At 71.5% G+C, this 9,614-nt stretch carries 8 protein-coding genes; 2 read left to right on the forward strand and 6 right to left on the reverse strand.

Going from position 1 to position 9,614, the window contains the following annotated elements:
* Positions 1 to 2: 2 nt before the first annotated feature.
* Positions 3 to 1,187 (reverse strand): MarP family serine protease, encoded by a 1,185-nt coding sequence (locus tag ACFWBB_RS36745; protein WP_385281725.1) that lies wholly within the window; start codon positions 1,185 to 1,187, stop codon positions 3 to 5.
* 287 nt (positions 1,188 to 1,474) lie between these two features.
* Between ACFWBB_RS36745 and ACFWBB_RS36750 the strand changes: the two genes are divergently transcribed.
* Together ACFWBB_RS36750 and ACFWBB_RS36755 are read left to right on the forward strand one after the other, a co-directional pair.
* Positions 1,475 to 2,293: a peptidoglycan recognition protein gene (locus tag ACFWBB_RS36750; RefSeq protein ID WP_385281738.1), complete on the forward strand. Its 819-nt coding sequence runs from the start codon at positions 1,475 to 1,477 to the stop codon at positions 2,291 to 2,293.
* A 147-nt stretch (positions 2,294 to 2,440) separates the two neighbouring features.
* Entirely contained in the window at positions 2,441 to 2,722 is a 282-nt protein-coding gene (locus tag ACFWBB_RS36755; RefSeq protein ID WP_385281741.1) for a hypothetical protein, read from the forward strand.
* A 38-nt stretch (positions 2,723 to 2,760) separates the two neighbouring features.
* Here ACFWBB_RS36755 and ACFWBB_RS36760 read toward each other — a convergent pair whose 3' ends face one another.
* From ACFWBB_RS36760 to sucB, 5 genes are all read right to left on the reverse strand, one after another.
* A complete protein-coding gene (locus tag ACFWBB_RS36760) occupies positions 2,761 to 3,282 on the reverse strand; it encodes a DUF4240 domain-containing protein (protein WP_385281743.1) in 522 nt (173 codons plus the stop codon).
* Positions 3,283 to 3,349: 67 nt separating this feature from the next.
* Positions 3,350 to 4,579 (reverse strand): helix-turn-helix transcriptional regulator, encoded by a 1,230-nt coding sequence (locus ACFWBB_RS36765; RefSeq protein WP_385281727.1) that lies wholly within the window; start codon positions 4,577 to 4,579, stop codon positions 3,350 to 3,352.
* Positions 4,580 to 4,656: 77 nt separating this feature from the next.
* On the reverse strand, positions 4,657 to 7,362 hold the full coding sequence (aceE, locus tag ACFWBB_RS36770; RefSeq protein ID WP_385281730.1) for a pyruvate dehydrogenase (acetyl-transferring), homodimeric type: 2,706 nt from the start codon (positions 7,360 to 7,362) through the stop codon (positions 4,657 to 4,659).
* Between the two features lie 336 nt (positions 7,363 to 7,698).
* Positions 7,699 to 8,322, reverse strand: coding sequence for a GntR family transcriptional regulator (locus ACFWBB_RS36775; protein ID WP_385281733.1), 624 nt, complete (start codon positions 8,320 to 8,322; stop codon positions 7,699 to 7,701).
* Between the two features lie 256 nt (positions 8,323 to 8,578).
* Positions 8,579 to 9,614, reverse strand: a 1,036-nt coding sequence (sucB, locus tag ACFWBB_RS36780; RefSeq protein WP_385281735.1) for a 2-oxoglutarate dehydrogenase, E2 component, dihydrolipoamide succinyltransferase, incomplete at its 5' end; no start/stop codon positions are given.

Raw genomic sequence — 9,614 nt, forward strand, 5'->3', positions numbered from 1 at the left:
GCTCACGAGGTCGTCAGTTTCCCCGTGTCCACCGGCTTCGTCGCCTGCGCCGCCCGCTCGGCGTCGCCGGCGACCTCGGCCGCCGTCAGCACGTACCCCGTCTCGTTGTCGGAGGTGGAGCGGGCGAAGACGACGCCGTAGACCCGGCCGGCGGTGGTCAGCAGCGGGCCGCCGGAGTTGCCGGGGCGCACGGTGGAGCGGATCGAGTAGATCTCGCGGGTGACGATCTCGTCGTTGTAGATGTTCCGGCCGGTCGCCTTCACCCGGTTCGCGACCGTCGCCGCCTGGAGGTTCAGGTCGCCGTCCTGCGGATAACCGGCGACGACCGCCGAGTCCCCGCGCGAGGCGTCGTCGTCGAAGCCCAGCACCGGGGCCTTCAGGCCCGGCACGTACAGCACGGCCACGTCCTTGTCCGGGTCGAAGAGCACCACGCGCGCGTCGTACGACCGGCCCACGCCGCCGATCCGTACGGTCGGGTCGTCGATGCCCGCCACCACGTGCGCGTTGGTCATCACGTGCTCGCTCGCGTACACGAAGCCGCTGCCCTCGCGGCCCTGGTTGCCCGAGACGCCCTCGATCTTCACCGTGCTCAGCTTGGCCGCGTCGGTCGCGCTCGGCGTGACGCTGTCACCGGTGGGTTTGGCGACCGCGGCCGTCGACTCGTTCTCGAACGGGTTGAAGACCTGGGGGAAGCCCGCCTGGGTCAGCGCCGACGTGGCCCGCGAGAACCAGGTGGGCGTGGTCTCCGGCATGGCGTCCTGCACCGCCCCCAGCAGCCGCGACTCCCGTATGGACGAGGTGACCACCGGCGACGAGGACGCGCCCAGCACGCTCGCCGCCACCCACGCCACGATCAGCACCGCCACCGCGTTCGCCGCCGCCCCGCCGACCCCGTCGGCCACTCTGAGCGGCCCGCGGTCCAGCTCCCGCCGCAGCCGCAGCGCCAGCCGCCCCGCCAGTTCGTGCCCGACCACCGCCGGGACGAGGACCGCGAACACCGCCGTCACCGTCGCCGCTGTCGTGCCCGGTGTCACCAGGTCCATCAGCCACGGCAGCACCCACACGCCGATCACCGCGCCGCCCACGAACCCGGCCAGCGAGACACAGCCGGCCACCAGTCCGCGCCGGTAGCCGGAGCCGGCGTAGGCCAGGATCACCAGCACCAGCAGGATGTCGAGCAGGTCCACACGGCCGCCTTTCTGTCGGAACCCCTGGTCGGTGAGTACGTGTGGGAAGGGCCCAGTGATCAGCTACTCATCGATCACGCGCGCGTGACGTCGCGAACCGGCCACGCGTGCGTGTACCCCGAAAAACGTCGCGGGCCGGGAGGATGGTTCCACCAGGTGGCACAGCACACATCGCGGGCGGACCGGAACGGGCCGACAGTGGCTTCATGTGTGCCCTCCGACCGGCCCCCCGCGGCGCGCGCGGGACGCGAGGACGGCGCCCGGTACGGATACCGGGCCCGCTTCTCGTGCTCCTCGGCTGCCTGCCAGGACTCACCGCCGTCACCGCCCTGGGGCTGTGCGCGGGCGGCGTGGACCACGCCGCCACGGCCGGGTCGGCCGCGGGCCGCCCGCCCGCCGCCCGCCTCGCCACGGCCCACCAGGCGGCCCGGCCGACCGTCGTACCCCGCTCCGCCTGGCTGGACGACCTCGCCCGGCACGCGCAGCCGCCCCCGCGCTACGACGACAGGGTCGTCGCCGTCTTCGTGCACCACACCGACTCGCCCAACGGTTACGCCTGCGCCGACGCGCCCCGCATCATCCGCTACCTGTACGCGGGCCAGACCGGCGCCCGGGACTGGGACGACATCGGCTACAACTTCCTCGTCGACCGCTGCGGCACGATCTACGAGGGCCGCGCGGGGGGCGTCGACCGGCCGGTCACCGGTGCCCACACCCAGGGCTTCAACCACCGCACGGCCGGCATCGCCGCGCTCGGCACGTTCACCGCCGGGGTCCCGGTGCCGCAGGCGATGGTCGACGCGATCGCCGCCCTGACCGCCTGGAAACTCGGGCTGGCCGACGTCGACCCGCGCGCGGACGTCCGGCTCACCTCCAGCAACAGCCGTAGCCGGTACACGGCAGGCACCACCGCCACCCTTCCCGCCCTTGCCGGTCACAGGGACGGCTACATGACCAGCTGCCCCGGCGCCGCCCTCACCGCCCGCCTCCCGGAGATCCGTGAGAAGGCGGCCCGTCTCCAGGGCAGACAGGGCAGAGAGGGCAGAAAGGCCGGGCAGGCTGGGCAGGACGGGACGGCCGCACGGACTCTCACAGGAACGCCTTAGGCGACGTTCAGGGTTCTCCCATTCCCGAGTCCTACGGTCATGCACAAGACGAACCGACCGGAGGTGGGGATCATGAACAGCAGTCGTACCCGGTCCGCGGGAAACATGGGGATCACGGGAAACATGGGGATCACCGGAAACACGGGGATGACGGGAAACCTGGAAGGCACGGGGACCCCGGGAGCCACCGGGAACGGGGGCGACGCGGGCAGCGCGGCGACCGCGGAGCAGAGCCCCGGCTGGAGCAGGGCCGCGCGCAGCCCCTGGACCGTGCTCTGCGCCGTCGCCGCGGTCGTCCTGGGCCCGGCCGCCACCACCGCGTCCGCCCTGGAGCAGGCCAACAGGGCGCCGATGCACCACGCGGTGCGGGTCGATCAGTCGCAGGCGTACATCCCGGCGGACAGCACCCGCCGCAAGCTCGCGGTGTGACCCCGGACAAGGATCATGCGACGATCATGCGACGAGGATCACTCCTTGAAGCGCTGCCAGAGCCGGGGATACCGCTCGGCCAGTGCCCCCTCGTTCTCGAAGGCGACGGGCGTGCCCTCGGGTTCCGCGGGCGGGGGCGGAATGCCCAGGTCCGGGGCGACGATCCCGGTCAGCTGCTCGTAGGCCTCGTCGGCCGCGTAGCCGAGTTCCTCGCCGTCCCCGTCGATCTCCGCGTCGAAGTCGTCCAGCAGGTCGGCGAGCGAGTCCGGGTCGTTGTGCAGGGCGCCCTCGAAGACCTCGCGGCCCTGCCCGATCAGCCAGCACCGGAAGAAGTCGAAGGCGTCGTCGCCGGCCCCGTCGAGGAGCAGCCAGGCGGCACCCCACAGATCCCAGCGGTAGGCGCGGTTGAAGCGGGACTCGAAGTGCCGGGCGAAGTCGAGCACGGACTCCGGGTCCAGCCGGAGCAGCCGCTCCACGAGCAGGTCGGCCTGTTCCTCCGGATCGCCCTCGGCGGCCTCGCGGGAGGCGTCCACCAGCTCCCAGAACTCCGTCTCGTCCATCACGCGTCCAGCATCGTGCCTCGAAGTGCGCCACGCACCCGGAGTGCCCGGGATTCCAGCGGGATCCTCACCCTTCGAGGGACCCGTGGACACTTTCGAGGGACCCGTGGACACCTTCCCGGGACCCGAACGGCTCCTCCGGGGACCCGAACGGCTCCTCCGGGGACGCGGACGCCCCTTCCCGGGACCCGAACGACTCCTCCCCGGACCCGGACGACCCTGCCTGGGATCCGTAGGTCCCCTCCCCGCGCCCGTAGAGCGCCGTCAGCCGCACCGCCTCCGCGGCGAACCGCTCCCTCAGTGCGGCCGGTGAGAGCACCTCGGCCTCCGGCCCCAGTGCCGTCAGCTGTGTGTGCGCCACCTCCTCCGACTCCACCCGCAGGGTGACCGTCACCCAGCCGCACGCGTCCGGTTCCGCGCCGCCCGCCAGCGCGTCCCGGGCGGCCACCGGATCCACGGCGTACGGCAGGTTGCGCACCCCCGTCTCCGAGAGTCGCAGGATCACCTCGGACCGCAGGATCGACCGCGCGAACCGCTCGGCCTGCGCGCCCCAGAACCCGGGCAGATCGAAGCCCTCATCTCTGCTGAAACGATCCTTCATGACGTCGGCCCCGACGAACCGGTCGATGCGGTAGGTCCGGAACGCCCCCGCCCCCGTCCCCGCCTTCGTACCTACCCCCGCCCCGGCCTTCGTCTCTGCCCCCGCTTCCGCCTTCGTCCCCGCCCCCGTCCCGCCGACCCGAGCGCACAGGTACCAGACGCCCGCCTTGAGCACGAGGCCGTACGGCTCCAGTTCCCGCACCACCTCGCTCTCACCGCGCCGGTAACGGGCGCTCACGCACCGGTCGTCCCACACCGCGTCCGCGATCAGCGGCAGCAGGACCGGCGCCGCCGGTTCCCTGAACCAGGCCGGCGCGTCCAGATGGAACCGCTGCGCAGCCGTACGCGGGGCGTCCCGCAGGGAGGGCAGCAGAGCCGCAGACACCTTCAGCCGCGCGGCCGACGCGATGTCCTCCAGGCCCATCTCCCGCAGCGCCCCCGGCACCCCGCTCAGGAACAGCGCCTCGGCCTCACCGCGGCCCAGCCCCGTCAGCCGTGTCCGATAGCCCCCGACGAGCCGGTAGCCCCCCGCTCGCCCCCGCTCCGCGTACACCGGCACACCCGCCTCGGACAGTGCCTGTGCGTCCCGGGTGACGGTCCGCTCCGACACCTCCAGTTCCCGGGCCAGTTCGGACGCGGTCATGGTGGGCCGGGACTGCAGAAGCAGCACCATCTTGATGAGGCGGGCAGCGCGCATGGGGACATGATGCCGGGGCCCGCCGACAACGAAGGGGGGTACGGCCGCAGCCGTACCCCCCTTCGTCGAACCGTGACCTACAGGCCGTAGCGCTCGCGTGCTTCCTTCACCGCGCTCGCCTTGACCTCACCGCGGCGGGCGAGCTGGGCGAGGGCCGCGACGACGATCGACTCGGCGTCGACGCCGAAGTGGCGGCGGGCCGCCTCGCGGGTGTCGGAGAGGCCGAAGCCGTCCGCGCCCAGCGAGGACCAGTCCTGATCGACCCACTGCGCGATCTGGTCCGGGACCTGGCGCATGTAGTCGGAGACGGCGAGGACCGGGCCCTCGGCACCCTGCAGGGCCTGACGCACGTACGGCAGGCGTTCCTCGCCGCGCAGGAGGGCCGCGTCGGCCTCCAGCGCGTCGCGGCGCAGCTCGGTCCAGGAGGTCGCGGACCACACGTCGCAGGCCACGCCCCACTCCTCGGCGAGCATCCGCTGCGCCTTCAGGACCCAGTGGATCGCCGTGCCGGAGCCCAGCAGCTGGATGCGCGGGGCGTTGGCCGCCGCCACGTCCACGCCCGCCGACTCCGCCGTGTTGAAGCGGTACAGGCCCTTGAGGATGCCCTCGTCCACACCGGGAGCGGACGGCTTGGCCGGCTGCGGCATCGGCTCGTTGTAGACGGTGAGGTAGTAGAAGACGTTCGGGTCCTCACCCGGGGCCGCCTCGCCGTACATCCGGCGCAGACCGTCCTTGACGATCGCCGCGATCTCGTACGCGAACGCCGGGTCGTAGCTGAGGGCGGCCGGGTTGGTCGCGGCGATGACCGGGGAGTGGCCGTCGGCGTGCTGCAGGCCCTCGCCCGTCAGGGTCGTACGGCCGGCCGTGGCGCCGACGAGGAACCCGCGGCCGAGCTGGTCGCCGAGCTGCCACATCTGGTCGGCGGTGCGCTGCCAGCCGAACATCGAGTAGAAGATGTAGAACGGGATCATCGCCTCGCCGTGCGTGGAGTACGCGGTGGAAGCGGCGATGAAGTCGGCCATCGAACCGGCCTCGGTGATCCCCTCGTTGAGGATCTGGCCGTTCTTGGCCTCCTTGTAGTACATCAGCTGGTCGCGGTCGACCGGCTCGTACGTCTGGCCCTTGGGCGAGTAGATCCCGAGCGACGGGAACAGGCTCTCCATGCCGAAGGTGCGCGCCTCGTCGGGGACGATCGGCACCCAGCGCTTACCCGTCTCCTTGTCGCGGACCAGGTCCTTGACCAGGCGGACGAAGGCCATGGTGGTGGCGATGTTCTGGGAGCCGGAGCCCTTGTCGAAGGAGGCGAACGCCTTCTCGGCGGGGGCCGGCAGCGGGGCGAGCGCGTGCGTACGGCGGGCCGGGGCCGGGCCGCCGAGGGCCGCGCGGCGCTCCTGGAGGTAGCGGACCTCGGGGGCGTCGGCGCCCGGGTGGCCGTAGGGGACCACTCCGTCGACGAACTGAGCGTCCGAGATCGGCAGCTCCAGCAGGTCGCGCATCGCCTTGAACTCGTCCACCGAGAGCTTCTTCATCTGGTGGTTGGCGTTCTTCGACGCGAAGCCCTCGCCGAGGGTGTGGCCCTTGACCGTCTGGGCCAGGATCACCGTCGGGGCGCCCTTGAACTCCACCGCCGCCTTGTAGGCCGCGAACACCTTGCGCGCCTCGTGACCACCGCGGGAGAGGTGGAAACACTCGAGGATCTTGTCGTCGCTCAGCAGCTTCGCCATGTCGGCGAGCGCCGGGTCCTTGCCGAAGAAGTCCTCGCGGATGTAGGCGGCACCACGCGTCTGGTACGTCTGCACCTGGGCGTCCGGTACCTCGCGCAGCCTGCGCACGAGCGCGCCCGTGGTGTCGAGCTGGAACAGCTCGTCCCAGGCGGAGCCCCACAGCGACTTGATCACGTTCCAGCCGGCGCCGCGGAACTGGGCCTCCAGCTCCTGCACGATCTTGAAGTTCGCGCGGACCGGGCCGTCGAGGCGCTGGAGGTTGCAGTTGATGACGAAGGTCAGGTTGTCGAGACCCTCGCGGGAGGCGAGCGCGAGTGCCGCCGTCGACTCGGGCTCGTCCATCTCGCCGTCACCGAGGAACGCCCACACGTGGGACGCGGAGACGTCCTTGATGCCGCGGTTGGTGAGATAGCGGTTGAAGCGCGCCTGGTAGATGGCGGAGAGCGGGCCGAGGCCCATCGACACCGTCGGGAACTCCCACAGCCAGGGCAGCCGGCGCGGGTGCGGGTACGACGGGAGGCCGTTGCCGCCCGCCTCCTGGCGGAAGTTGTCGAGGTGCTGCTCGGTCAGCCGCCCGTCGAGGAAGGCGCGGGCGTAGATGCCGGGGGAGGCGTGGCCCTGGATGTAGAGCTGGTCGCCCGAGCCGTCGGCCTCCTTGCCCCTGAAGAAGTGGTTGAAGCCGGTCTCGTACAGCCAGGCGGCGGAGGCGAAGGTGGCGATGTGGCCGCCGACGCCGTGTTTGCTGCCCCGGGTGACCATCGCGGCCGCGTTCCAGCGGTTCCACGCGGTGATCCGCCGCTCCATCTCCGGGTCGCCGGGCGCGGACGGCTCGGCGGCGGTGGGGATGGTGTTGACGTAGTCCGTCTCGAGCAGCTTGGGCAGCGCGATGCCGTTGCCCTCGGCACGCTCCAGCGTGCGGCGCATCAGGTACGCGGCACGGTGCGGCCCGGCCGCCTTGGCGACCGCGTCCAGGGAGGCCTGCCATTCGGCGGTCTCCTCCGGGTCCCGGTCGGGGAGCTGGTCGAGCGCGCTCGGCTGGATGGCCTGGGGGTCGGTCATGTCGCCGCCTTCCTCAGTCGAAGGGGGTTCCCTGTGAGGTGTTTCGGGGGGTGCCCTTGGTCTTTGGCAGGACAGGGCGTGGGCCTCTGGTGCGATGCCGATGTGTGGCTCCGCCAGCGGTCCGTCGGAGACTGTAACCCCCTGATCGATGATCGATCAAAGGGTTGAAGGGCAAAACCTCTCGAATACGAGAAAGTAGGCACCGGGTGCCTTTCGGGCAGGCACGCGGTGCCGCGTCCACTCGAGGGTTTTCGCAGGTCGGAGCCCACGTATGAGCGCGTGTACGCTCCACTGAACCAGGGCTGCCGGGCGGGCCGGGCCGCAGCGCCGACGACCCTACGCCCGGGGAGCACACCCGAGGACGTGCGCCTTCACCAGCTCCGCGATCCTCGGGTCCTGCCGCCGGAACGCCTGGACGAGCTCCTCGTGTTCCTCCGCGTACGACTGCTGCACGGTCCCCAGCCAGCGGATCGACAGCGCAGTGAACACCTCGATGCCGAGGCCCTCCCAGGTGTGCAGCAGTACCGAGTTGCCGGCCGCCCGGACCAGCTCCCGGTGGAAACCGACGGTGTGCCGCACCTGGGCCGTGCCGTCCGCGTCGCGGTCCGCCTCGTACAGGGCGGCGACATGCGGCTCGAGGGCCGAGCAGTCCTCCGCGAGCCGCCGAGCGGCCAGCTCCGCCGCGATCGCCTCCAGGCCGGCCCGTACGGGGTAACTCTCCTCCAGGTCCGCGGCCGTCAGGTTGCGCACCCGCACGCCCTTGTTCGGCGCGGACTCGATCAACCGCAGCGACTCCAGCTCGCGCAGCGCCTCCCGAACCGGCGTCTGGCTGACCTCCAGCTCGGTAGCGATCCGCCGCTCCACGATCCGCTCGCCCGGCTTCCAGCGCCCGCTGACGATCCCCTCCACGATGTGCTCGCGGATCTGTTCGCGCAGCGAGTGGACGACGGGCGCGGTCATGAAGGCTCCTTCGAGGAGGGGCCGCACGGGCCTCCGGGGGCGTTTGACGTTTAGACAATACGGCCGGGGGCCCGTGGAGGAGAGGCGCACGGGGGCGCTTTTACGCAGGTGAGACGAGACTTACACGTTCACACCGGGGTCGTTGTGTAAAGACCGGTACCGGACAGCTCCCGGCCGGGGGCGGCAGACGGAAGCCCCCGCCCGGAAAGTTCCGGACGGGGGCACCCGTGCTGAGCCCTCGAGGGTCCCTGGCAGGTCAGAGGCCGAGCTCGACCTCGAACTCGCCGGCCTCCAGGATCGCCTTGACCGCGGTCAGGTAACGGGCCGCGTCGGCGCCGTCGACCAGACGGTGGTCGTAGGACAGGGTCAGGTACGTCATGTCGCGGACGCCGATGACCGTGCCCTCCTCCGTCTCGATGACGGCCGGACGCTTGACCGTGGCACCGATGCCGAGGATCGCGACCTGGTTCGGCGGCACGATGATCGTGTCGAAGAGCGCGCCGCGCGAGCCGGTGTTGCTGATGGTGAAGGTCGCGCCGGACAGCTCGTCCGGGGTGATCTTGTTCGCGCGGACCTTGCCCGCCAGGTCGGCCGTGGCCTTGGCGATGCCGGCGATGTTCAGGTCGCCCGCGTGCTTGATGACCGGCGTCATCAGGCCCTTCTCGGAGTCCACCGCGATACCGACGCTCTCGGTGTCGAAGTAGGTGATCGTGCCCTCGTCCACGTTGATCCGGGCGTTGACGGCCGGGTGGGCCTTCAGCGCCTGGGCCGCCGCCTTCACGAAGAAGGGCATCGGGGAGAGCTTGACGCCCTCGCGGGCCGCGAAGGAGTCCTTCGCCTGCGCGCGGAGCTTCATCAGCCGGGTGATGTCGACCTCGACGACCGAGGACAGCTGCGCCTGCTCGTGCAGCGCCTTGACCATGTTGTCGCCGATGACCTTGCGGATGCGGGGCATCTTGACGGTCTGGCCGCGGAGGGGAGAGGCCTCCAGGGTCGGCGACTTCCTGGCTGCCGGGGCGGCGGCGGCCTGAGCCGGAGCCGGAGCGGCGGCGGCCTTCGCGGCCTCGGCGGCGGCGAGGACGTCCTGCTTGCGGATACGGCCACCGACGCCGGTGCCCTTGACGGCGGCCAGGTCGACGCCGTTCTCGGCGGCGAGCTTGCGCACCAGCGGGGTCACGTAGGCGCCGTCGTCACCCGCGGGAGCCGCGGGAGCGGGGGCGGCCGGGGTGGTCCGGTCGGTCGCGCGGACGTCCTCGTCGAGGTGGACCTCGGCGCCGAAGTCGACCCCGGCG

This window comes from Streptomyces sp. NPDC060000, from assembly GCF_042737375.1.
Taxonomy (GTDB): Bacteria; Actinomycetota; Actinomycetes; order Streptomycetales; family Streptomycetaceae; genus Streptomyces.

Bases quoted from the DNA above. Each gene is read 5' to 3' on its own strand.
- ACFWBB_RS36760 (WP_385281743.1), bottom strand. From the start codon at position 3,282: ATGGACGAGACGGAGTTCTGGGAGCTGGTGGACGCCTCCCGCGAGGCC.
- ACFWBB_RS36775 (WP_385281733.1), bottom strand. From the start codon at position 8,322: ATGACCGCGCCCGTCGTCCACTCGCTGCGCGAACAGATCCGCGAGCAC.
- ACFWBB_RS36755 (WP_385281741.1), top strand. From the start codon at position 2,441: ATGACGGGAAACCTGGAAGGCACGGGGACCCCGGGAGCCACCGGGAAC.
- aceE (WP_385281730.1), bottom strand. From the start codon at position 7,362: ATGACCGACCCCCAGGCCATCCAGCCGAGCGCGCTCGACCAGCTCCCC.
- ACFWBB_RS36765 (WP_385281727.1), bottom strand. From the start codon at position 4,579: ATGCGCGCTGCCCGCCTCATCAAGATGGTGCTGCTTCTGCAGTCCCGG.